Source organism: Kangiella marina, assembly GCF_039541235.1.
In the GTDB taxonomy this organism is placed as follows: Bacteria; Pseudomonadota; Gammaproteobacteria; order Enterobacterales; family Kangiellaceae; genus Kangiella; species Kangiella marina.
Map to the genome: position 1 here is coordinate 498,386 of NZ_BAABFV010000002.1, position 23,041 is coordinate 521,426.

Here is a 23,041-nt window from a genome sequence, read left to right on the forward strand (position 1 = left end):
CGATAATGACTGAGCAAAACGGCGAAAGCCAAGAACAGGTTAAAACGACTGAGCAAGAGCAGCATCCTAGTGCTGACCATGTTCAGGAGGAGATGCCGTTTGCTTTAGTTGACGGTGAGCAAGTTGAAGATTTTCCTCAGGATCTTTATATCCCGCCCGATGCGTTGGAGGTGTTTCTAGAGGCATTTGAAGGGCCTTTGGACTTACTTCTGTATTTAATCAAGCGCCAGAATGTCGATATTCGTGATATTCCTATTGCTCATATTACTGAGCAATACATGGAGTACGTCGAGTTGATGAAGGCGTTACACCTTGAGCTTGCAGCAGAGTATTTGGTGATGGCTGCCATGTTGGCGGAGATTAAAAGTCGCGTCTTGTTACCGAGACCGCCTTCTAATGAAGAGGAAGAAGATGATCCTCGTGCGGATTTGATTCGCCGCCTCCAAGAGTATGAGCAGTTCAAACAAGCTGCTGAGGATATTGACGAATTACCTAGAATGGGGCGCGACACTTATCAGGTTAGTGCCAAAAAACCTGATATGAACATCATCAAGCCTGAGCCTGAAGTTGAGATGAAAGAGCTTCTGCTTGCATTGAGAGATGTGCTTAAGCGTGCTGAAATGTTTTCAAGCCATCAGGTTAAATTTGAAGCTTTGTCTGTGCGTGAGCGTATGGGTAAGGTGCTCGACCGAATTTCGGCACAAACGTTTACTGATTTCGCTAAGCTATTTGACCCGGAAGAGGGGAGAGCAGGCGTGGTGGTGACCTTTTTGGCCATTATGGAGTTGGCAAAAGAGTCGTTGCTAGAAATCATTCAAAGCGACAATTATGGTCCTATCCATGTTAGAGCGAAAACTAGCGGAAGTCTCGAAGGTGAAGAGGATATCGAGGACGTGTTGGCTGAAGTTGAAACCACAAGTGATCAAGCATGAGTATGAATATAGACAAGATCAAATGCATCATTGAAGCTGCTTTGTTAGCCGCAGGTAGTACCTTATCGAAAGATCGAATGGTGGAGTTGTTTGCGGAAGAAGAAAAAGTGAAGACCGCTGATATCACCAAAGCTTTAGAGATGTTAGAGCAGGAAACTGCTGGGCGTGGTGTAGAGTTGGTTGAGGTTGCTACCGGCTTCAGGTATCAAGCGAGACAAGATTACGCCGAGTGGATAGCCAGATTATGGGAAGAGCGCCCATCACGCTATTCACGGGCCTTGCTTGAGACCTTATCATTGATTGCCTATCGCCAGCCGACGACTCGTAGTGATATTGAACAGGTGCGCGGTGTTGGCGTTAGCTCCTCGATTGTTAAAACGCTTCTTGAGCGTGAGTGGATTCGGGTGGTTGGGCATCGTGATGTTCCGGGCAAGCCAGCGCTTTACGCTACCACCAAATACTTCCTAGATTACTTTGGTTTAAAGAGCTTGGATGAATTGCCGTCTTTGGCTGAAATTAAAGATTTAGACAACTTAAATCCTGAGCTTAAGTTTGATGGTGATGAAGATACTGTTGAAGAGAATAAGACTGCTGACGATGAAAGTTCAGCCGCTCAAGATGGCGTAGAAGTACCTGAACAAAATTCAGAGCAGGAGTCTGCTTCTGTCGAAGAAGACAGCGATGCAGATGGAGCTGATGCTAGTGAAGAGTCTAGTGAGGCAGAAGAATTAACTAGCGACGATAAAGCCGAATTAGAATCCGAGGCAGCTGAGCAGCCAGAGCAGTTTCCGGCTGATACTGATGAGCAGGAAACGGGCTCTTCTGAAGGCGAGGAAGAAAGCGAGTCTAGCTTAAAGCCTACAGAGCTTCATTAGTAAAACCTATAAAAAAGAACATATTTGCAAAGCCCATCTAGGTATTGATTTACTGATTTTTATATAATTAATCGATAATAACGATATTACCTAAGATGTAACTATGGGGGTTGGCTTGAGTATATTTGATAAAATCCGCTCATCCTTGTCGACATCTCGTGTCGATGATGAAGCGGAGCAAGATGAAGTTACAAGAGAGCGCCGAAGAAATAAGCGTATTAATGCCCGTCCAGGCACAAAGATGCTGATCATTGATGACTCTAAAACGATCTGTACTTTGCTGAAGAAAATGCTGATTCAGAATCGATATGAAGTCGGAGTCGCGCTTGATGGTGAAACGGGACTAAAACTGGCTTTAGAGCATCAGCCGGACTTGATTTTCCTAGACATCGTGCTTCCTGGAATCAATGGCTTCCAGGTTTTAAGAGAGCTGCGCAAGGATAATAGAACTAAGAATATTCCGGTTATCATGATCAGCGGTAACGTTCTAGCGACAGAAAAGTATTATGCGGAACGTATTGGTGCCGATGATTTTATGAAAAAACCTTTCTCGCGCTATGAAGTGTTCCATCGATTAGAAAATTTTATTGGCTTGGATAAGCGCATTCGACGCCTAGCCTCTTAGTTAAACACCAAAATAAGTGCAGTTATACTCGACTGCACGTCTCTAAACCCCTAAAATTGTACCAATATTCATGTTTTAAGGCCGTTATGTCTAAACAGAGAGCTGACTCACAGCGCAAAAATGACAAGTCAGAAAAGTTACAAAAAATCCTAGCCAATGCGGGACTCGGTTCACGTCGTGAAATTGAAAAGTGGATTGCTGATGGCCGCGTGAGTGTTAATGGTTCGATTGTTCAATTGGGTGAACGCGCCACTGACAAAGACACGATCCGCGTAGACGGCCGGGTGATTAAGATTATGCCATCGGAGGAGGTTTATACTCGAGTGATTGCGTATCACAAACCTCTGGGCGAAGTGTCTACTCAGAAAGATCCTGAGGGCAGGCCGACAGTATTTGATAAATTACCACGAACCAGCTTTGGCCGCTGGATTAGTATTGGCCGTCTTGATATTAACACCACGGGATTGCTGCTATTTACCAACAATGGCGAGCTGGCTCATCGACTGATGCATCCGTCCTACCAAGTGGAGCGTAAATATGCCGTGAGAATTCATGGTGAAGTCACCGATGAAATGCTTAAGAACTTGAAAGACGGTGTTTTGATTGATGGTGATATGTGCCAATTCAATTACATTCAACCGGGCGGTGGTGAAGGCGCTAACCAGTGGTATGAAGTTGGTCTGTCCGAAGGTAAGAATCGCGAGGTCAGAAAATTGTGGCAGTCGCAAGAGGTTGATGTTTCTCGCCTCATTCGGATCGAGTACGGCCCCGTGGAGCTTCCTAAGAGTCTGAGCCGAGGCCGTTGGATGGATTTGAATGAAGAGCAGATAAAGAAAGTTGCTGACTTGGTGCAATTAGAAGTTAAGCCGAGAAAAGCCCAACCAAAGCCAAGTAGCAGCAAACGCAAAAATATTTGGAAAAAGGGGTAGAGGCTAAAGTCACAAAACTGTCACATTAGCTAGACGTGGCTGTAATGCAGATTTGCTATATTCATAAGTCATTTTTGAAGCGGCAGATCTCGATGAATAAAGCTTTAGCACGACCTTCACAGCAAGCTATACCGGCTAAGAGCAGGGAATTAACGTTTGATAAGCTTACGGGGATGAATCTGACTAATCCTACGCACTATCTCAATCGAGAGCTGAGCCTATTGGCATTCAACTGGCGTGTGTTACAGCAAGCTCTCGATCCGAGCATTCCTTTACTGGAACGGATTCGCTTTATCTTTATTTGTAGCAACAACCTCGACGAGTTCTTTGAAGTTCGTGTCGCAGGCTTGCGCCACAATTTAGCGCGCGGCGATACAAAGCCCAGCCTTAATGGTGCTTCTACTGAACAAGTATTACGTGAGATTAATATTCGAGCGCATGAGCTAGTAGACGAGCAGTACCGGATTTTCAACGAAGAGCTGTTGCCCAAGTTAGCCCAAGAGTCGATTCAGTTTTTGCCGTCTCATGAATGGAACGATGATCAGTATAAGTGGCTAAAAAAGTATTTTAAGCATCAAGTGATGCCAGTAATTAGTCCTATCAGCCTTGATTTAACGCATCCATTTCCGCGGTTGGTAAACAAAAGTTTGCACTTTCTTTTGCATCTCCATGGCAATGACGCTTTTGGCCGTGATTTAGAGTATGCAGTGCTTCATATGCCTCGCTCATTGCCTCGAATCATTGAGTTACCAGACAATGTCGGTGGCACTAAAGCGCATAATTTTGTCTATTTATCATCGGTGATTTCGGAGTTTGCCGAAGACTTGTTTCCGGGGATGGAAATCCACGGTTGTTATCAGTTTCGCCTGACTCGAGATAGTGATTTGCTGCTCGAAGAAAACTCGATTGAAGATTTAGCCAGCGCGCTTAAGCGTGAACTGCAGTCTCGTAATTTTGGAGCAGCGGTTCGATTAGAGGTTGGGAAGTCTTGCCCCAATAAGATTGTAAACTTCCTACTACAAAAATGTAATTTAACCGCTGATGAGTTGTATCGCGTTGATGGCCCGGTCAATCTAAATCGCTTAATGTCGTTGCCTGAGCTGGTCGAGCGGCCGGATCTGAAGTTCAGTGGTTTTACGCCTAAAGTCCCTGCGGATATGGTTCGTCGAGGGATTTTTGAAGTTATCAGTGAAAAGGATGTTTTGCTCCATCATCCGTATCAAAGCTTCCAGCCTGTTGTAGACTTGATTAGACAAGCTGCGGCAGATCCTGCTGTGATGGCGATCAAACAAACCCTTTATCGGTCGGGGAGTCATTCGGCTATTGTAGAGGCCTTGATTGAGGCGTCTCACGCCGGAAAAGAAGTCACGACCGTGGTTGAGCTGCGAGCACGATTTGATGAGGCGGATAATATTGAGTTAGCACAAAAACTTCAGGAGGCTGGGGTTTTAGTGGTGTACGGTGTGGTCGGCTATAAAACACACGCCAAGATGACACTGGTCGTTCGTAAAGAAGAAAAAAGCAAAAAACTGATGCGCTTTGTGCATCTTGGGACGGGAAATTACCATGCGGGAAATGCCCGCTTGTACACTGACTATAGCTTGCTAACGGCTAACCAAGAAATCTGTGAAGATGTGCATAAGGTTTTTCAGCAGCTTACAGGAATGGGGAAAGTGTATGAACTCAATCAGTTGTGGCATGCACCTTTTACCTTACACAAAAATTTACTCAAAGCCGTCGATCGCGAAACTAAGAATGCTTTAGCCGGCAAAAAAGCTCGTATGATCATTAAACTGAATTCACTTACCGATCAGTCTTTAATCGAGGCACTGTATCGTGCGTCAATTGCTGGAGTCAGTATTGATTTAATCGTGCGCGGTGTTTGTTGCTTGTCTCCAGGCGTCGAGGGTGTATCGGAAAATATTCGAGTTCGTTCCATTATTGGTCGTTTCCTAGAGCACTCTAGAGTGTATTATTTTTATAATGATGGCGATGAAAAGTTGTATGCTGCTTCGGCTGACTGGATGGAACGGAACTTGTATCATCGAGTTGAAACATGCTTTCCTATTTTGCAAAACGACCTAAAGGCGAGAATGCTTAAAGAGTTGAACATGATGCTGGAAGACACCGAGCAAAGTTGGATCTTGCAGCCGAACGGAGAGTATCAAATTCAATCTAGCGCTAAGCCTAAGCAGAAAGTACAGCAGCTTTTATTGGACCGCCTTTCGCGGTAATGACACCTTTAAGCTTTAACTCTTAAGCTTTAAACAAGCTCAACTTCGAGCTTGATTCCATGATAGTCCAGATAGGCCGCTTCACGTTGTAATTCAGCGAGGATGAGTTGATGCTCGTTGGCCCACTCTTTGGGAATAGAAACCTTCAAGTCATGTCCTTTAAGAACGGTGAATGTCAGAGGCTCAATATTGTGTGGGTCTCTTTTGACGTTAAACAGAATAGCTAACCGTAAAATTTGTACAATTGATAAGAGCGCTGCCTGTGGGTCATATTTATTATCGAGCTGTTCGATAAACAATTTCTTTTTTTGATTGGCAATGATAGCTGCAAGCGAATCTTTGGTTTGCTGGCTAAACCCTGGCATATCACCATATTGCACTATATAAGCGCTGTGCATTCTGAGTTTAGAGAAGCTAATGGATAAGCCCACTTCATGGAGCTGGCAAGCCCAATCCAAGTAGTTTTTATAAATTGGATCATAGATTCCCCATTTATCAGCAGTTTGATCAAAAATGGATTGCGCACTGAGTTGAACTTGTTGAGCGTGATCAAAATCAACGTTAAAACGTTTCATCAAACTCACCGAGGTTTGATGGCGAATGTCATTACCTTTAAGTTCTTCAGCGAGCTCCAGTAAAATGCCTTCGCGTAACGATGCGTCTGCGATGTGCATTTTCTCAATGTTTAATGTCTCAAATAGACCGTACAAAATCGCGACACCACAAGTAAAAGTACTCTTTCGACTATCACTTAGCCCTGAAAAATTTACTCCCTCAAAGTCACCAATATCGATAAGCTTTTGTTTGAGGAACTTTAAGTGCTCGAAAGTTATACAGCCTTGCGCTAAATTGAGATTCGACAGTACTTTATAAATCGATTCAATACTACCGGAAGATCCCAAGCAGTGTTCCCAGTTACCAGCACGATAGAACTTTTTAACTTCAGAAACTTCAATCGATGTATTGATGACGGCTTGGTTAAAAAATTCTTCAGTAATTTTGTTATCAGGGAAAAACTTTTTTGTCGTGACGCAGCCTATCGATAAACTATCGAGTACTTCTGGCTCAAACTTTTCGCCAAGAATAACTTCAGTACTACCACCGCCGATATCAATGACTAAGGCTCTCTGTAAGTCGGGGTGATTATGGGAGACACCATCATAAATAAGACGTGCTTCCTCACGGCCAGGTAAAATATCAATAGCATGATTGAGGATTTTTTCAGCTTTTTTGACAAAGTCTGAGGCGTTGACCGCTTTACGTAGGGTGTAGGTAGCAACGACAGTTACGAATTGATGATCAATATCTTGGATTCTTTCTGCGAACAGTTGTAGACAGTTGAGTCCTCTTTGGATAGCTTCCTCAGATAAGACATCGTTGTTGTCAAGGCCTGCTGCTAGCTGAACTTTTTCCTTTAAACGACCAATTACTCTAAGCGTATGGCCATCGAACTCCGCAATGGCAAGATGAAAGCTGTTAGAACCTAAATCAATCGCAGCAAATTGAACCGGAGTCATCGGTTCCGAGGTCTGGGAACCCATGGCTGCGACGTTAGTTGATTTGAGGTTCTTCAAGCACGAATCCTTGGTGGTATGACTTAAGATTGTTGTATAAAATCTCTAGCATTAAGCGCTTGCCCATTGGTTTCTTTAGACGCTGAGTCCATCAACCATAAGTATGCGGGCAGCAGGTCTTTAGGCGCTGGTAAGGTTTCAGGATCTTCTCCAGGATAAGCGTTAGCACGCATCTTAGTGCGAGTTGCACCGGGGTTAATACTGTTTACTCGGATAACACTGTTTTCCAGTTCATCAGCGAGTGTTTGCATCATACCTTCGTTAGCGAATTTTGATGCGGCATAAGCGCCCCAATAGGCACGACCTTGTCGTCCTACGCCTGAAGAGGTAAATACGAGCGATGAGCTTTGTGACTTTTTGAGTAGAGGAATGCAGTATTTTGTGAGTAAAAACGGTGCGTTAACATTGATCTGCATGACTCGGAACCAAGTCTCATCATCAAAGTGCTCATAAGGGCTTAGCAAGCCTAAGTCCCCAGCATTGTGCAAGAGACCATCTAAACGACCGAACTCTTCCTCAATAACGTCTGCGACGCGCTGATAGGTCTCTGGGTTATTATCCTGCAAGTTGACCGGTAAAAGTGCTGGTTGAGGGTAACCCAGTGCTTCTATTTCATCGTAGACCTTCTCCAACTTGCGAGTGTCGCGGGATAATAAAACCACGGTAGCGCCATATTTTGCGTACTCTAACGCCACTTCTTTGCCTATACCGTCGGTTGCACCGGTCACTAGAATGATTTTATCGTTAAGAAAATTATCGTTTGGTTGGTAGTTTTGCATCAAAAAAGTCTTAAAATGGTTGGATTATTCAGTAAAGATATTTTACCTTACTTAGGGCGTATACCCAATCTACTTATAAAAAGTAGATTCAGGCAACTTTATACCGCGCTATTGATTTTAGCAAGAAAATCGCTATTTCCTTCGGCCAGGTTTTGGCCAAAGTACCTCGAAAGCCTATTGAGGTGGAGGTAATTAGCAAATTGGTTAATGAGTCAATAAATAACAATAGGACAATTCATGGGCAAGCGAATCGCAGTTGTAGAAGATGAGCCACTATTGCAACAAAACTACAGCATGGCACTAAAAAAATCTGGTTATGAAGTTGTGGTTTATGAAACCAAGCAAGAGGCGGAAAAAGCCTTTGCTAATCGCTTACCCGATCTGGTGTTACTTGATATTGGCCTAGGAAATGAGCAGGAAGCGGGGTTTGAAATTTGTCGTAGCTTGCGCCAGAAGTCGACCCAGCTGCCGATTATTTTCTTAACAGCTTTAGACAGTGATCTGGATATTATTTCCGGTCTCAGGCTTGGCGCTGATGATTATTTAACCAAGGATATCAGCTTGCCGCATTTATTAGCGCGGATTTCTGCATTATTCAGACGTTTAGATTCCTTACAAACGTCGCCTAACGCAAACGCTATCCATGAAGTGGGTTCGCTAGAAATTGACAATGAGCGTTTGAGCGTCAAGTGGAATGGTCAATTAGTCGATTTAACCGTCAGTGAATTCTGGATTGTGAATGCTTTAGTGTCCCGTCCAGGCCATGTTAAAAACCGGGAGCAACTGATGCAGGCGGTAAAAGCTGTGGTTGATGACAGCACCATTACGTCACATATTAAGCGGATACGTCAAAAATTCCAGCGTATTGATCAAACGTTTGATTCTATTGAAACGGTTTATGGTATGGGTTATCGCTGGAATCAGGCTTAGTAAACCGCTATGAAGTCGTTATCACTCAAATGGCGAATTCTTCTGATCAGCTGCGTGTTTTTGCTCATTCCACTCGCAAGTTGGTTGATTGATAGTAAATTTGAAAGTGATTTAGAGCGTGATAACTTCCAGCAAACGGTTCAGCAAGCAAACAATCTTCGCAGCTTTTTTGAGCAGCTCATTCAGCACGATAATAACTTTAGACAGAAATTGGATACCAACGGTGTTAAACCCACGCTGCAAGTTGCACTGCGTGAAACAGGGATCTTGGTTGATGGGTTTTCTGATGAATGGTATCCCTACCATGGTTTTACCAAGCGCATTCAAAACTTCGGACAAACGGCTGAGCTCAGCTTAGTTGAAGACCAAAAACATATGTTTTTACTGGTGACGGTTGAGGATGATGATATTGCTTATCGACAAAATCTCGATATGACAGGCATGTCCGATAAGGTTGAGTTACAACTGGATGGATATCGGTTACAGTTTGCACCACTGGCTCCGGGCAGAGTGGCCGCATTGCGACAAACCAGTAATGGTTTTCGAGAGGTCGCTTCAGTTTATGCCGTATGGCAGGAGTTAACAGAAGGATACCAGCTCGAAATACGTATACCGCGTAATCAAATTGGTACTCTATTCAGCGCCGAGATTCATGATGTTGATAAGAATGTAAATTCAGCTCCTGTGCTGCAAGGGCTATACTCATTCACCAACTTTGAGCAAGTCGCTCTAAACAGCATGCTCAGTGTCGGAGCCTTGTCGAGACTTAGCGCAGATGATTACCGTGTGATGATCACCAATCTAAGTGGTGATATTGTTTATGGATATGGTCAGCCTCACCAAGACATCAAGGGCCACTGGCGGAATCGACTCTGGTTGAGTGATTTGAGCCCGATTCAAACCCGCGGCAGTAAAGTCAGCCTCTCTAGTGATGAGCTAGATCAAACCTTGATAGGTAAAGCTCAAGAACAGTTGGTTGACGAAGGACTGTTAACCGCCTACTCAAGAATTTTGGAACCTTTGTATGACGGAGAGCAAGTAGTTGGTGCTTTGATTATTGAGTCGTCAGCGATTAATCAAAAACTTTACTTGCGTGACTTTTGGCTCCGTATGTTGCTATTGATGCTACTGTTTTGGGTCTTAATGGTGTGGTGGCTATACCGTTCCAGTAAAGATTATAGCCGACGCATTGTTGAGTTACGTGATATTACGGAAGAGGCTGTCTCTGAGCAGGGACAAATTCGTCATGTCATACAGCGAGAAGAGTATTATGATGATGAAGTTGCAGATTTAACCAATACTTTTTCACACCTAACGACTCGATTAAAACAGCACCATGACTATCAAGAAAAGCTGGTAGCGAGACTGAATCATGAGTTACGCACGCCCATCGCGATTATTCGAAGTTCTCTGGATAATTTAAGCGTTGAAAACTTATCCGAGCTCGATGCGCAAATGCTGCATACGGCTCAGTCAGGTGCGAGTAGGATGAGTCAGACGTTAAGTCGTTTGAGCGAAGCAACCCGCTTGGAGCAAGCCATAAAAAGCGCTGATAAACATAACTTTGATGTTGTCGTGGTGCTTAGAGATTTGACGCGCGCTTATGCTACTAATTGGCCTGAACACCAGTTTGAGTTTGAGACGAATGTTGATGAGGTAGAATTGAAAGGGTCTCGCGATTTATTTGTCCAGATGGTTGATAAGTTGATTACCAATGCTGTTGACTTTGATGATCAATCGCAACCGATTCGACTTAAACTTGCCTTGGAGGAGGGGCGGTTGCTGTTTGAGGTCAGTAATCGAGGTACTCCGATTGAGCATAAGGCACTTAAATCAGTTTTTAGTTTGATGCATTCAAGTCGAAAAAATTCAGGGGGGCATCTAGGCTTGGGTTTATATTTAGCAAAGCTTATTGCTAACTTCCATAATGGGCACATCGTTGCAAAGAATCATAATGATCAGGGTGGAGTCAGTATTGTTATTAGCTGGAAAAATAAATATTTTACCGATTGAGCCAACTCAACTATGATGGTGTGAGGAACGCTTAATGGATAAAGTAAATTACGTCTCATCATCTCAAGAGTTGCTGTTTGATATTTCGCGAAACTTATTAAAAAGCGAAAACGTTGAGCAGACGGCTGATATTATCGTCAAAGCTTTATACTCACATATAAAAAGCTTTGATTGTGCTTTCTTTCGCTTTGAACCTTCACATAACCAGCTGATTTGTATTTCTTATGCCAGTCGAGAAGCACAAGGTTTGAGCTCGTTTAAGTTAAGACCTATAGAGATTGGCGTCGGTGTTGTTGGCCATGCTGCAGAGCAACAAGAGACTCAGCGCATTACTCGTAAAGAAGAGTGTGACTACTGGCTTGAGTATAATGAATCTAATACATCTGAGCTAACAGTACCGGTAGTGGTGGATGGCGAGTTAATTGGCGTTATAGATCTTGAAGATGATAGAGAAGGGTTTTTCAGCGAAGAAGCGCAACACTGCATTGAAGAAGTCGCCTTATTGGTCGGCAAGTTTTTAGAGCAACAGATTTTAAGTGAACACCGATTATTTAGACTGGAACAGGTTGATTACTCTGAAGAGCGCGCTAAAAGCAAAGATTCATATTTTTCTAAGGTTCTTGAGCAACTGGGTGACCCCGTATTTATTTTAAGCCCGTCAGGAAAAGTCATAGACCTTAATCAAAGTGCGGTATTATCGTTAGGCTATGCTAAGAGCGAGCTTATCGGACATAGAGCCCAGAAGTTTGAGCAAATAATCAATGCAGAGAACTCAGCGCTGATCTACAGAACCATAAAGTACAATGACCCTTTAATTATTGAAGGTATCCATACTCGAAAGGATGGCTCGCGTTTCTTCGTTGAAATTAAGATGGCTTGCTTGGAAGACGATAATATCATTGCGGTAGCACGCGATATTTCGGCGAGGAGAACCGTTCTTAAGGAGCTTGAGGACAGTCAGAAATTCTTACAAGAAGTCATTAAAACGTCACCAGACGTCATCTATGCCTATGACTTTCTAAAAGGCAAGCTGATGATTGGTCGAGCGCGTCTCTCGCAACTGCTCGGCTATGACAATGAAGATGAGCAGTTTGACTCATTTGAAGACTTCGCGAAGCTAGCCCACCCTGACGATGTCGCAGCCATAAAAAAGCATGTGGATGATGTCTTTAAGTGTCAGGAAGGACGTCTGCATATAGTTGAGGCTAGACTCAAGCATGTCGATGGTGATTATCGATGGATACAAAGCCGTAGTTTGATTTTTCAGAGAAACCCAGACCAAAGTCCAGTGTCAAAGCTAGGTTCGCTTCGTGACATTACCGAACAAAACCGATTAAAAAGCAAGCTAGCTCGACGTGAAAACTACTATAGAGCACTGGTCGAGAATGCGTTTGATGGTATTGCGCTTTATGATGCCGAAGGCTGTGTCACGTTTTGTTCAGGCAGTGCTTCAAAACTTCTGGGTTATACCGAAGAGGAAGTCTTAACAATGCACGGTCTGGATTTTGTGCATAAAGAGGATGCGGACCTAGCGATCAATGCCTGGCGCTGGCTACTTGAGCACCCGGGGGAAGTGTACCGTATTCCAGATTATAGATTGTTAACCAAAACGGGTGAGTCTATCTGGGTAGAAAACACCTTTATTAACTTACTCGACGATAGGAATGTTGCGGGAATTATCAGTAACTTTAGAGACATTGGTCAACGAAAGTCATCAGAGCAATCACTATACCGCATCTCCAATTACGACAGTTTAACGGAACTGCCAAATCGGGGTTTCCTAAAAAAGCAATTACGTCGTTACATATCACAAGCTAAGGCTTTCCAAGGTTTCTTAACATTAATTTATTTTGACGTAACACAGCTCAACTTAATTAATAATGCCTGGGGGCACTCAATTGGCGACAAGGTTTTGCTTTATATTGTCGAGCAGTTGCAACGTCATACTGAAGAGTTCGATTTTATTGCCAGAACCGGCGATGATGAGTTTGCGGTAGTTTTGAATCAAAAAGATTCGTTTGAGGCCACAAAGCTTGTTGAAAGTATTGTCGAAAAATTCGATTCACTGATACGTTTTGGCGACGCTGAAGTGAAAATTTCGATCCGTGCAGGAATCGTCAGATATCCGGAAGATGGTAATAATGCCGAAGAGTTGATTAACAAAGCTGAAATTACCACAAGACACGTAAAATCGATTGCTACTCAGTTTGCTTTTTATCAAGAGACCGATACACGAGCTGCTAGAGATAAGTTATTGCTCGAAAAAGACTTAGTAAACGCTATTCAGAGCGACTCTTTGGAGCTGCATTATCAACCTAAGGTTGAAGTGGCAAGTGGTAGGATAGACTCTTTAGAGGCGCTCTTACGCTGGAATCACCCTCATAAGGGGCCTGTCTCGCCGCAACTTGCGATTAGCATCGCTGAAGAGAGCAATTTGATATATCGTCTTACGGATTGGGTTGTGACTCAGGCGGTAAAGCAAATTGCGCAATGGCGTGAAGAAGGTTTAGAGATTAAAGTTTCCATCAACTTATCGGTAAAAGATTTGATGCGTAATGATTTGCAGCAAAAAGTTTCGGATACATTGAGCCGTTATCATGTTGATGCAACGCTACTCGACTTAGAGATTACCGAAAGCGCTGCAATGGTCAATACTGAGCAGTCGATATCGCTACTACAATCAGTTAAAGAGATGGGCATGTCTGTTAGCTTAGACGACTTTGGAACAGGTTATTCGTCAATAAGCCACTTAACCTCATTGCCCGTTGATATCGTTAAAATTGATCAGTCGTTTATTCGACAGTTTGATAAGCGTCCTCAAGATGCAAAGCATGATAGTCGATTGATTATCCAAAATATTATTCGTTTAGCGAGAAGCTTTCATCTGACCTCATTGGTTGAAGGGGTGGAAACCGTTGAGCAGCTTGAGTTACTCAAAGAGTTTGACTGTGATTTGGCTCAAGGTTACCTTTTCAGCCGTCCTGTTACGGCGGAAACGCTCAAGCCAGTTATTGAGCAGGGCTATATTGATCTCAAAGCATTGAAAGATGCCGACTCATGAGTCGGGTCAATAACTGAAGTTCTGCCAAAAGTAGTCAGCCAGCTCCGTTGAGTTTTCAATACTGGTATCTGCTTGCCACTTTTCGGGCGAGTCTTGCGGAGTAATATAACCCCAGTTTGCCAAGATAGTCTTCATACCTGCTGCACGCCCAGCGGCAATGTCTCGCTCGGCATCACCGATATAAATACACTGTGCGGGAACTAAACCTGCTTCTTTGCAGGCTGCAAAGAGCGGGGCGGGGTTGGGTTTTCTCGGCTCTATGGTATCGCCACTGATAACGCTGGAAGCTGACTGATCGAGCTTTAATGCCTGAACCAATGGTTGAGTCAGAAAGGCCGGTTTATTGGTCACAATCCCCCATTTTATAGACTGCGCTTTCAGCTGCTTTAGAAACGCTTCCAAACCGTCAAACAAAGTTGTTTTGACAGCGAGGTTTTCACTGTAAATATGAAGGTACTGCTCGCGCATCGCATCAAAGTTTTTATCGGAAGGAATGATACCAAAGCCAATCTTTAGCATGGCCAAAGCGCCATGAGAAACGAAAGGTCTAACGTCTGAAAATGCGAGCGGCTTTAAGTTATGAAGCTCTCTTTGAATATTAAGCGCCAGCGCCATGTCTGGAGCCGTATCCAGAAGCGTGCCATCAAGATCAAACAGCACCCCTTTAATCAGTGGCTTCATGGTTGTAGTTTTGGCTCGGTATGAACGATATAGTTAACATCCACGTTATCACTCATCCAGTATTTTTTAGTCAGTGGATTGTAGTGCATACCCTCAATACTTTTGAACTCTAAACCTTGAGGTCGGCTCCAGGCTTCAAGTTCAGAAGGGCGGATGAATTTTTTAAAGTCGTGAGTCCCTTTCGGTAACATTTGCAATAAGTACTCAGCGCCAACAATCGCGAATAAGAAACTTTTAGGGTTGCGATTAATGGTAGAGAAGAACACATCGCCATCATCTTTAACCAGTTTGCGGCATGCTTGAATAATTGAACTTGGGTCAGGAACATGCTCAAGCATTTCTAAACAAGTGACTAGATCAAACTCTCCCGCATGCTGTTCAGCGAACTCTTCCGCGGTTGTCTGCAAGTAATTGACTTCTACGCCAGACTCTAGCTTATGAAGTTTGGCAACTTGCAGCGGCATTTCGCCCATATCAATACCGGTAACGATGGCGCCTTCTTTAGCTAGTGACTCAGACAAGATACCACCGCCACAACCAACATCGAGAATTTTTTTGCCGTGTAAGGTACCGACACGATCCATGATGAACTTTAGTCTAAGCGGGTTAATGTCGTGTAACGGTTTAAAGTCACCTTCTTTGTCCCACCAGCGAGAAGCCATCTGCTCAAATTTATTGATCTCATGGGGATCAACGTTTGCTTTAGGTGCGTCTTGATGTTCTGTTTGTGACATAGGATCGGCCTTAAGAGGTTTGAATTTTATTGCGCCAAGATTTCGCCATGTGGAGCAGCTTTTGGTGCTCCATAGTGGTCAGCTTGCCTTCGGCAACTTGCAGTTTGCCATTAACCCAGACATGACTAACTTGCTCACGCCCGGCAGTATAAACGATTTGTGACACAGGATCATACATCGGTTGGGCCTGTAACGTGTCTAAATTGATTGCCGTTAAGTCGGCTGCTTTGCCGACTTCAATTGAACCGCAAGTCTCTTCAAGTCCTAGCGCTCTAGCACCGCCCATGGTCGCTGCGTAGAGTGTTTCCTTGGCGGAACAAGCTTGTGCTGAGCCAGTGTAAACTTTGCTGAGCAATGACGCCGTCTTCATTTCTGAGAACATATTGAGATCGTTGTTGCTGGCGTTGCCATCGGTGCCAAGAGCTACGTTGACCTCAGCTGTTAACAGGTCTTGAATTGGACTGATTCCACTGGCTAACTTCATATTGGATTGAGGACAGTGGACAACAGAGACGCCATGGCTGGCAATCATTTCGATTTCATTGCGTTGTAGTTGCGTCATATGAACAGCGATAAGATTGGGGTTAACTAGCCCCAGCTCTTGCAAGCGTTTCAGTGGACGTTTGCCGTACTCAGATAAACTTTCTTTTACTTCATGGGCTGTCTCATGGATGTGCATATGAACAGGGATCGACAGCTCGTTACTCAATGTTGCAATCTTACTCAGTGGCTCGTCAGACACGGTATACGGCGCATGTGGAGCAAAGGCAAAACTGAGTAAATCGCTGTGTTTGTAATCATCTCTAAGACTTAAGCCTTTTTTGAGATAAGCTTCCCAGCCAGAACCCCAAACGGATGGGAAGTCGAAAACCAGCATCCCAACCATGGCTCTCATGCCTACCGTTTGCGCCACTTTCGCCGTCATATTGGGCTGAAAGTACATATCATTGAAGCAGGTGGTGCCTGAAAGCAACATCTCGGCAATGGCTAAGGTAACGCCATCTTCACAAAACTTATCGTCAACCCACTTTTTTTCGGCAGGCCAAATATGGTTTTCGAGCCACATCATAAGCGGCAAGTCGTCGGAAAGCCCTTTAAACAAGCTCATAGCGGCATGAGTGTGGCAGTTTACGAAGCCTGGAATTAGCGCTTGTCCGGGTAACGATAGGTGGCTTTCTGACTGATACTCTTGAAGTAGAATTTTGGTCGGCTTGATAGCCACAATCTTGTGCTTATCAATCGCGACAGAATAGTCCTGCAAAGGCTCTAACTGGCGTTTACCGTTGTGGCTAACTGGGATAATCCACTCAGGACTGATGATTTGCTCGACGCTGTTGCTCAAAGCACTCTCACTTGTTATTTCAAGGGGTTAACTGGCGTTATTATACCCAACAAAAGTCGAATTCCTAACCGAACAAAAATATATTGAGAAATCGTACAAAAAACATACGGATAGGAAGATAAAAATTAGCGTAAAAAAGAGGCCTGTGTTAGAATTATCTGCTTAAATCGAAGCATAATGTCTTTGACTTTCTAACTATAACTATCAGAATTTAAAGGGTTTTTCAGAATGGGTGAACTTGCCAAAGAGATCCTGCCGGTCAACATCGAAGATGAGTTAAAAACGTCCTATTTGGACTACGCTATGAGCGTTATCGTTGGTCGTGCACTCCCGGATGTCAGGGATGGATTAAAGCCTGTACATAGACGTGTTCTTTACGCGATGAATGTATTGGGTAATGATTTTAATAAGCCTTATAAAAAATCTGCGCGTGTGGTCGGTGATGTAATTGGTAAATACCACCCTCACGGTGATTCTGCTGTTTACGACACCATTGTTCGTATGGCGCAACCATTCTCCTTACGCTACATGTTGGTCGATGGTCAAGGTAACTTCGGTTCCATTGATGGCGACTCGGCGGCTGCGATGCGTTATACGGAAGTCCGTATGATGAAATTGGCGCATCAGCTTTTAGCCGATCTTGATAAAGAAACCGTAGATTTTGAAGATAACTATGACGGTTCTGAATCTGAGCCGACGGTACTACCGACTCGAGTTCCCAATTTATTGGTCAATGGCTCTTCGGGCATCGCAGTTGGTATGGCGACGAATATACCGCCACACAACCTTAATGAAGTTATTGATGGCTGTTTAGCCCTTATTGAAAACCCTGACATCACTATTTCAGAGTTGATGGAATATGTGACGGGGCCTGATTTCCCAACCGCTGCGATCATTAATGGTCGTGCTGGTATCATCGATGCTTACAACACGGGCCGCGGTAAGATTTACCTTCGTGCTCGTAGCCACATTGAAACTGATGAAAAGAATGGTAAAGACTCGATTGTCGTTACTGAGCTACCTTATCAGGTTAACAAAGCACGCCTTATTGAGAAAATAGCAGAGTTAGTTAAAGACAAAAAAATAGAAGGCATTACCGGCCTGCGCGACGAGTCTGATAAAGATGGTATGCGCATGGTTATTGAGTTGCGTAAGGGTGAAGTACCAGAAGTGGTCTTGAATAATCTTTATGCGCAGTCTCAGATGCAAAATGTCTTTGGCATCAACATGGTCGCTCTGGATAACGGTCAGCCGCGCTTATTTAATTTAAAAGATGCGCTGGATGCATTCGTTACTCACCGTCGTGAAGTGGTGACACGTCGTACGATTTTTGATCTGCGCAAGGCGCGTGAAAAAGCTCACGTCTTAGAAGGTTTAGCGATTGCTTTGGCCAATATTGATGAAGTCATTGAGCTTATTAAAAAGTCGCCAACGCCAAAGGATGCAAAAGAAGAATTGATGGACCGTCAGTGGGCGCCTGGACAAGTTGCGGACATGTTGGCGCGAGCCGGCACTGAAGCTTGCCGCCCGGAACATTTGGCGGCTGAGTTTGGTTTCCATGATGGCTATTACAAGTTATCTGAAGAGCAAGCGAAAGCGATTCTTGAATTACGCCTACACAAATTAACAGGTCTTGAGCACGACAAAATCATCAGTGAATACAAAGACTTGCTAGGCTTGATCGAAGAGTTGCTTCACATCCTGATGAGCAAAGAACGTCTGCTTGAAGTGATTCGTGAAGAGTTAGAAGAAGTGAAGGAAATCTTTGGTGACGAGCGTCGCTCAGAGATTCTAGAAAGTAAGTTAGACCTTACGATTGCTGATTTAATCACTGAAGAAGATGTGGTTGTGACACTGTCTCATGAAGGCTATGTGAAGTATCAATCGTTATCAGATTACAAAGCACAACGTCGTGGCGGTCGTGGTAAATCTGCGACCAAAATGAAGGACGAGGACTTTATCGACCGCCTATTGGTGGCTTCGACGCACGACATGATTTTATGTTTCTCGTCTCGCGGTAAAGTTTACTGGCTCAAAGTATTCGAGTTACCGAATGCTGGGCGCGGCTCTCGCGGTAAACCGATTGTGAATGTTTTACCGTTAGAAAAAGATGAAAAAATTAGCGCTATTTTGCCAATTCGCGAGTTCTCAGAGGACCGTTTTGTGTTTATGGCGACAGCAAATGGTACGGTTAAGAAAACCTCGCTTGAGCAATTTTCGCGCCCACGTGCCAACGGTATTATTGCATTAACCATTGCTGATGATGATGAGTTAATCGGTGTGGCTGAAACTTCAGGCGAAGATGAAATCATGCTCTTTAGTGATGCTGGTAAAGTGATTCGATTCGGTGAAGATGCCGTACGTGCCATGGGCCGTACCGCACGCGGTGTTCGCGGTATGAAGTTGCCTGACGATGCAAAAGTTATTCAAATGCTGGTTGCTGAAGATGACTGTTCGGTTCTAACTGCTACTGAAAATGGTTACGGTAAAAGAACAACTGTTGAAGACCATCCTTTACGTGGCCGCGGTGGTCAGGGCGTGATCTCGATTCAGATGAGTGAGCGTAATGGTCAAGTCGTATCGGCTGTACCGGTCATTGAAGGCGATGAGGTGATGTTGATCAGCAAGGGTGGAACCTTGATTCGTACCGGTGTTGATGATATCCGAATTATGGGCCGTAACACGCAAGGTGTTCGTCTTATTCGTCTCGATGACGGTGAAACATTGGTCGGCTTGCAGCGAATTGTAGAGCTTGATGTTGATGATGACGAATTAGATGACGGTGAGGTAGCAGACGTTTCTTCAGAATCAGATGACGATTCGATAGAAGAATAAGCTATTAGACCTGGGGCTAACAATTCGTTAGCCTTTGGTCATATCAATAATGTGTACTAGGTTATTAGGATGGGATTAGACATGACTCGCGCATTTAATTTTAGTGCCGGGCCTGCTGCAATACCGACAGAAGTATTAGAGCGAGCACAAAAAGAGCTTTTGAACTGGAATGGGTACGGCTGTTCGGTCATGGAACTGGGCCACCGCACTCCAGACTTTCAGGGTATACTCGATAAAACGGAAGCTAATTTACGCAAGCTCCTTAAAATTCCCGACACCTATAAAGTGCTGTTCATGCACGGTGGTGCTTCGCATCAATTTTCAATGGTCCCGATGAACTTTTTGGCGCCAGAGGAAACGGCGAACTACCTGGAAATGGATCACTGGTCTAGGATGTGTATTAAAGAAGCACAACGCTTTGGCAATATCCACCTCCAGCAAGGCATACGAACCAACTCTGAGGGTCTGATGGAGCTAGTGCCAGAAAATGAATGGCAGCTTGATGAGAAGGGCAAGTATTTACACTTTACGTCAAACGAAACTATTGTTGGTGTTCAGTTCCAAGAAGATCCGCATACCTTTTCAGGTAAGTTAGTCAGTGATATGTGCTCTGACATTTTGTCTCGTCCTATTGATATAGAAAAGTACGCTTTAATCTATGCGGGTGCTCAAAAAAACATTGGGCCATCAGGCATGACCGTCGTTATTGTCCGAGAAGATTTGTTTGAGAGTTTCCATACTGAGCGTGTGCCGAGTTTATTCCAATACCCTTACGTATCAGAAAAAGGCTCGATGCCGAATACGCCACCAAGCTTTGGGATTTACTTTGCTGGGATGGTGTTTGAGTGGCTTTTGGAAAACGGAGGGGTTGAGCAAATGTATAAGCGCAATCTAGAAAAAGCCCATTTGTTGTATGACTATGTTGATCAGTCGAACTTTTATCATTCGCCAGTCGCTAAAGGCTCTCGTTCGTTTATGAATGTTGCTATTCAGATGAAAGACAGAACCCATGAAGAGCGTTTTTTGCATGAGGCTCGTGAAAATCACCTGATAGCACTTAAAGGCCACAAAACCTTTGGAGGTTTGCGAGCCAGCATTTATAACGCAATGAGCTTAGATGGTGTAAAAAGCCTTATCCGTTTCATGGAACAATTCGAACGTAACGTTACATAAGGTTATTCGAGACTTTGAAGCCGTTTCTACCTGCTGATTGAGTTTTATACCACTCTATCAGCAGGATAGATCAGGTTGTAAACCTTAAAAACATTTTCCGTAAAAACACTGTAATACCAGTATTTTCCCTGTTTCCGCACATTAAATATTAACACCGTCCCGATTAACCGTTCTTAAGTCCTATTGCATTTAGCAATGTTAGCGAAAATTTTGCACTGAGCTAACTTGTTGTTGGGAAGGGAAAATGCAGGCTCCTCCCCGACAAATCAATCATGGATGTCATGGTAGCTATCGCTAGCAGTTAAGCGATTATCCCCACACTTTAATGATTTGTTGGAGATTGTTGGCGATATGGGGTGAAAGTTGCGGCTGTTTCTTGGATAATGTGGCGCAAATTTAAATAGCCTTTTTTAGGTTAAGAGAATAGTAACGGAGTCTCTTATGAGTTGTGATTTTATTCAGTTAGCGAACCCAGGCGTGCAAGAGTTGCACCCATATCAGCCAGGTAAACCAATTTCTGAGCTGGAGCGAGAGCTTGGTATCAGCAATATTGTGAAGCTTGCGAGTAATGAAAATCCGATCGGTATTAGCGCAAAAGCCCAGGCAGCTATGGAGAAAGAGTTTTCTGACTTAGCACGTTATCCTGATGCGAACGGTTACTATCTTAAAGCTAAAATCGCTGAACGTGTCGGTGTCGAACTTAATCAAATCACCCTTGGAAACGGCTCTAACGATGTCTTAGAGTTGATTGCACGTGTTTTTGTGGCTCCCGAGCATGAGGTCATTTTCTCGCAGCATGCCTTTGTGGTTTACCCTATCGTAACTCAAGCGATTGGCGCTAAGAAGGTGGTGATTCCTGCGAAAGAGTGGGGACATGACTTGGAAGCAACGGCTCAAGCGATTACGCCAAACACGCGCATGATTTTTATTGCTAACCCCAATAATCCGACTGGAACTTGGGTAAAGTCTGCTGAGCTTAAGGCCTTCATGGACAAGGTCCCAGAAAATGTATTGGTGATTTTGGATGAGGCTTATTACGAATACGTCGAAGATAAAGATTATCCGCAGACGATTCCTTGGATTAAAGACTATCCAAACCTAATCGTGACTCGTACTTTCTCGAAAGCTTACGGCTTAGCTGGTGTTCGTGCGGGCTATGCGGTCGCGAATGAAGAGATTACGGGTTTAATTAACCGTCCACGACAGCCGTTTAACATGAACTCATTAGCACTTTCCGCTGCTGAGGCGGTATTGGATGATCATGCTTACCTACAAAAAGCTCTGGATGTTAACAAGTCTGGTATGCAACAACTTGAAGCTGTCTTTAAAGAGCTTAACTATGACTATATTCCATCGGTCACCAACTTTATAACCGTGGATATGGGCAAGCCAGCCGGATCTATTTATCAACACATGCTAGAGCAAGGCGTTATTGTTCGCCCTGTGGCTAATTATGAAATGCCTAATCATCTGCGCGTCAGTATTGGCTTAGAAGAAGAAAATGCTAAGTTCATTAAAGTATTACGTGAGATGACGAAGTAGGGCATGGCTGTGAATGACGCGATACAAGCTCCAGTGGTGACCGTCGATGGTCCAAGTGGTTCAGGCAAAGGCACTATCAGCCAAATTCTGGCAACGACACTGAATTATCATTTGCTTGATAGCGGTGCGCTTTACCGCCTAACGGCGTTGGCAGTGATTAAAAATAAGTTGGATATCAATGATACAAGCGCGATATCCAAGGCTGCGCTCGATCTTGATGTGGTTTTTGAACCTCAGGCTGACGGTGAGCAGAGGGTGTTGCTGAATGGTGAAGATGTTGGTGTCCAGTTGCGTTTGGACGAGACCAGCGCCATGGCCTCAAAAGTGGCGGCGATCCCAGAAGTGCGTGAAGCGTTATTGATTCGTCAAAAGCAGTTCAGACAAACCCCAGGTTTGGTGGCGGATGGTCGTGATATGGGAACGGTAGTTTTCCCCGATGCTGAACATAAGGTGTTTTTGACTGCAAGCCCCGAAATACGGGCAGAAAGACGCCACAAACAGTTGATCGAAAAGGGCGTTGATGCTAATATTTCGCACCTTCTAAAAAGCATCATCGAAAGAGATGAGCGTGATCGCACTCGTACTGTGGCCCCTTTGGTGCCAGCAGAGGGTGCTTTTGTTATTGATAGCTCAGATTTAACGATTGATGAAGTGGTTCAGCAAATCCTTGATTTTATAGGTTTTTCTGAACAATAAATTGGAAAAGTTGATTCGCACGGATGATGAATCGATAAAACTCATTGACCCATGGCAACGGGATCGTCGCATGGTGATTTTAACTA

At 44.1% G+C, this 23,041-nt stretch carries 17 protein-coding genes; 12 read left to right on the plus strand and 5 right to left on the minus strand.

Features of this window, described 5'->3' with window-relative positions:
- Positions 1-5: 5 nt before the first annotated feature.
- From ABD943_RS10535 to ppk1, 5 genes are all read left to right on the plus strand, one after another.
- Entirely contained in the window at positions 6-932 is a 927-nt protein-coding gene (locus ABD943_RS10535; RefSeq protein ID WP_345293147.1) for a segregation and condensation protein A, read from the plus strand.
- Complete coding sequence (gene scpB, locus ABD943_RS10540) at positions 929-1,807, plus strand: SMC-Scp complex subunit ScpB (protein ID WP_345293148.1); 879 nt, start codon at positions 929-931, stop codon at positions 1,805-1,807. Before ABD943_RS10535 ends, scpB begins: the two co-directional genes overlap by 4 nt.
- A 145-nt stretch (positions 1,808-1,952) precedes the next feature.
- Complete coding sequence (locus tag ABD943_RS10545) at positions 1,953-2,432, plus strand: response regulator (RefSeq protein ID WP_345293380.1); 480 nt, start codon at positions 1,953-1,955, stop codon at positions 2,430-2,432.
- Between the two features lie 86 nt (positions 2,433-2,518).
- Positions 2,519-3,361, plus strand: coding sequence for a 23S rRNA pseudouridine(2605) synthase RluB (gene rluB / locus ABD943_RS10550; RefSeq protein WP_345293149.1), 843 nt, complete (start codon positions 2,519-2,521; stop codon positions 3,359-3,361).
- Between the two features lie 92 nt (positions 3,362-3,453).
- Positions 3,454-5,595, plus strand: coding sequence for a polyphosphate kinase 1 (gene ppk1, locus ABD943_RS10555; protein WP_345293150.1), 2,142 nt, complete (start codon positions 3,454-3,456; stop codon positions 5,593-5,595).
- A 29-nt stretch (positions 5,596-5,624) separates the two neighbouring features.
- On the opposite strand, the gene ABD943_RS10560 is transcribed toward ppk1, so the two are convergent.
- Together ABD943_RS10560 and ABD943_RS10565 are read right to left on the minus strand one after the other, a co-directional pair.
- Entirely contained in the window at positions 5,625-7,169 is a 1,545-nt protein-coding gene (locus tag ABD943_RS10560; RefSeq protein ID WP_345293151.1) for a Ppx/GppA phosphatase family protein, read from the minus strand.
- Positions 7,170-7,192: 23 nt separating this feature from the next.
- Entirely contained in the window at positions 7,193-7,948 is a 756-nt protein-coding gene (locus tag ABD943_RS10565) for a YciK family oxidoreductase (RefSeq protein ID WP_345293152.1), read from the minus strand.
- Positions 7,949-8,185: 237 nt separating this feature from the next.
- Here ABD943_RS10565 and pdsR point away from each other — a divergent pair, with 237 nt between their 5' ends.
- From pdsR to ABD943_RS10580, 3 genes are read left to right on the plus strand one after another with little or no spacing between them, the layout of a single operon-like run.
- Positions 8,186-8,878, plus strand: coding sequence for a proteobacterial dedicated sortase system response regulator (gene pdsR / locus ABD943_RS10570; protein WP_345293153.1), 693 nt, complete (start codon positions 8,186-8,188; stop codon positions 8,876-8,878).
- Positions 8,879-8,887: 9 nt separating this feature from the next.
- Positions 8,888-10,891 carry an ATP-binding protein gene (locus ABD943_RS10575; protein WP_345293154.1) on the plus strand — a complete coding sequence of 668 codons (2,004 nt, stop codon included), beginning with the start codon at positions 8,888-8,890 and terminating at the stop codon, positions 10,889-10,891.
- Between the two features lie 34 nt (positions 10,892-10,925).
- Entirely contained in the window at positions 10,926-13,952 is a 3,027-nt protein-coding gene (locus tag ABD943_RS10580) for an EAL domain-containing protein (RefSeq protein ID WP_345293155.1), read from the plus strand.
- A 6-nt stretch (positions 13,953-13,958) separates the two neighbouring features.
- On the opposite strand, the gene ABD943_RS10585 is transcribed toward ABD943_RS10580, so the two are convergent.
- The 3 genes from ABD943_RS10585 to ABD943_RS10595 are packed head-to-tail and all read right to left on the minus strand — an operon-like array spanning position 13,959 to position 16,709.
- A complete protein-coding gene (locus ABD943_RS10585) occupies positions 13,959-14,633 on the minus strand; it encodes an HAD family hydrolase (protein ID WP_345293156.1) in 675 nt (224 codons plus the stop codon).
- A complete protein-coding gene (gene ubiG / locus ABD943_RS10590) occupies positions 14,630-15,367 on the minus strand; it encodes a bifunctional 2-polyprenyl-6-hydroxyphenol methylase/3-demethylubiquinol 3-O-methyltransferase UbiG (RefSeq protein WP_345293157.1) in 738 nt (245 codons plus the stop codon). The genes ABD943_RS10585 and ubiG overlap by 4 nt, the downstream gene beginning before the upstream one ends.
- Before the next feature lie 10 nt (positions 15,368-15,377).
- Complete coding sequence (locus ABD943_RS10595; protein ID WP_345293158.1) at positions 15,378-16,709, minus strand: TRZ/ATZ family hydrolase; 1,332 nt, start codon at positions 16,707-16,709, stop codon at positions 15,378-15,380.
- 228 nt (positions 16,710-16,937) lie between these two features.
- On the opposite strand from ABD943_RS10595, the gene gyrA reads away from it, so the two are divergent.
- From gyrA to cmk, 4 genes are all read left to right on the plus strand, one after another.
- Positions 16,938-19,544: a DNA gyrase subunit A gene (gyrA, locus tag ABD943_RS10600; protein ID WP_345293159.1), complete on the plus strand. Its 2,607-nt coding sequence runs from the start codon at positions 16,938-16,940 to the stop codon at positions 19,542-19,544.
- 81 nt (positions 19,545-19,625) lie between these two features.
- Entirely contained in the window at positions 19,626-20,717 is a 1,092-nt protein-coding gene (gene serC / locus ABD943_RS10605) for a 3-phosphoserine/phosphohydroxythreonine transaminase (RefSeq protein WP_345293160.1), read from the plus strand.
- A 441-nt stretch (positions 20,718-21,158) separates the two neighbouring features.
- Positions 21,159-22,259 (plus strand): histidinol-phosphate transaminase, encoded by a 1,101-nt coding sequence (hisC, locus tag ABD943_RS10610; RefSeq protein ID WP_345293161.1) that lies wholly within the window; start codon positions 21,159-21,161, stop codon positions 22,257-22,259.
- A gap of 3 nt (positions 22,260-22,262) precedes the next feature.
- Entirely contained in the window at positions 22,263-22,955 is a 693-nt protein-coding gene (cmk, locus tag ABD943_RS10615; RefSeq protein WP_345293162.1) for a (d)CMP kinase, read from the plus strand.
- Positions 22,956-23,041: the final 86 nt, after the last annotated feature.

Bases quoted from the DNA above. Each gene is read 5' to 3' on its own strand.
- ABD943_RS10535 (WP_345293147.1), top strand. From the start codon at position 6: ATGACTGAGCAAAACGGCGAAAGCCAAGAACAGGTTAAAACGACTGAG.
- scpB (WP_345293148.1), top strand. From the start codon at position 929: ATGAGTATGAATATAGACAAGATCAAATGCATCATTGAAGCTGCTTTG.
- rluB (WP_345293149.1), top strand. From the start codon at position 2,519: ATGTCTAAACAGAGAGCTGACTCACAGCGCAAAAATGACAAGTCAGAA.
- ppk1 (WP_345293150.1), top strand. From the start codon at position 3,454: ATGAATAAAGCTTTAGCACGACCTTCACAGCAAGCTATACCGGCTAAG.
- ABD943_RS10565 (WP_345293152.1), bottom strand. From the start codon at position 7,948: ATGCAAAACTACCAACCAAACGATAATTTTCTTAACGATAAAATCATT.
- pdsR (WP_345293153.1), top strand. From the start codon at position 8,186: ATGGGCAAGCGAATCGCAGTTGTAGAAGATGAGCCACTATTGCAACAA.
- ABD943_RS10575 (WP_345293154.1), top strand. From the start codon at position 8,888: ATGAAGTCGTTATCACTCAAATGGCGAATTCTTCTGATCAGCTGCGTG.
- ABD943_RS10580 (WP_345293155.1), top strand. From the start codon at position 10,926: ATGGATAAAGTAAATTACGTCTCATCATCTCAAGAGTTGCTGTTTGAT.
- ABD943_RS10585 (WP_345293156.1), bottom strand. From the start codon at position 14,633: ATGAAGCCACTGATTAAAGGGGTGCTGTTTGATCTTGATGGCACGCTT.
- ubiG (WP_345293157.1), bottom strand. From the start codon at position 15,367: ATGTCACAAACAGAACATCAAGACGCACCTAAAGCAAACGTTGATCCC.
- gyrA (WP_345293159.1), top strand. From the start codon at position 16,938: ATGGGTGAACTTGCCAAAGAGATCCTGCCGGTCAACATCGAAGATGAG.
- serC (WP_345293160.1), top strand. From the start codon at position 19,626: ATGACTCGCGCATTTAATTTTAGTGCCGGGCCTGCTGCAATACCGACA.
- hisC (WP_345293161.1), top strand. From the start codon at position 21,159: ATGAGTTGTGATTTTATTCAGTTAGCGAACCCAGGCGTGCAAGAGTTG.
- cmk (WP_345293162.1), top strand. From the start codon at position 22,263: ATGGCTGTGAATGACGCGATACAAGCTCCAGTGGTGACCGTCGATGGT.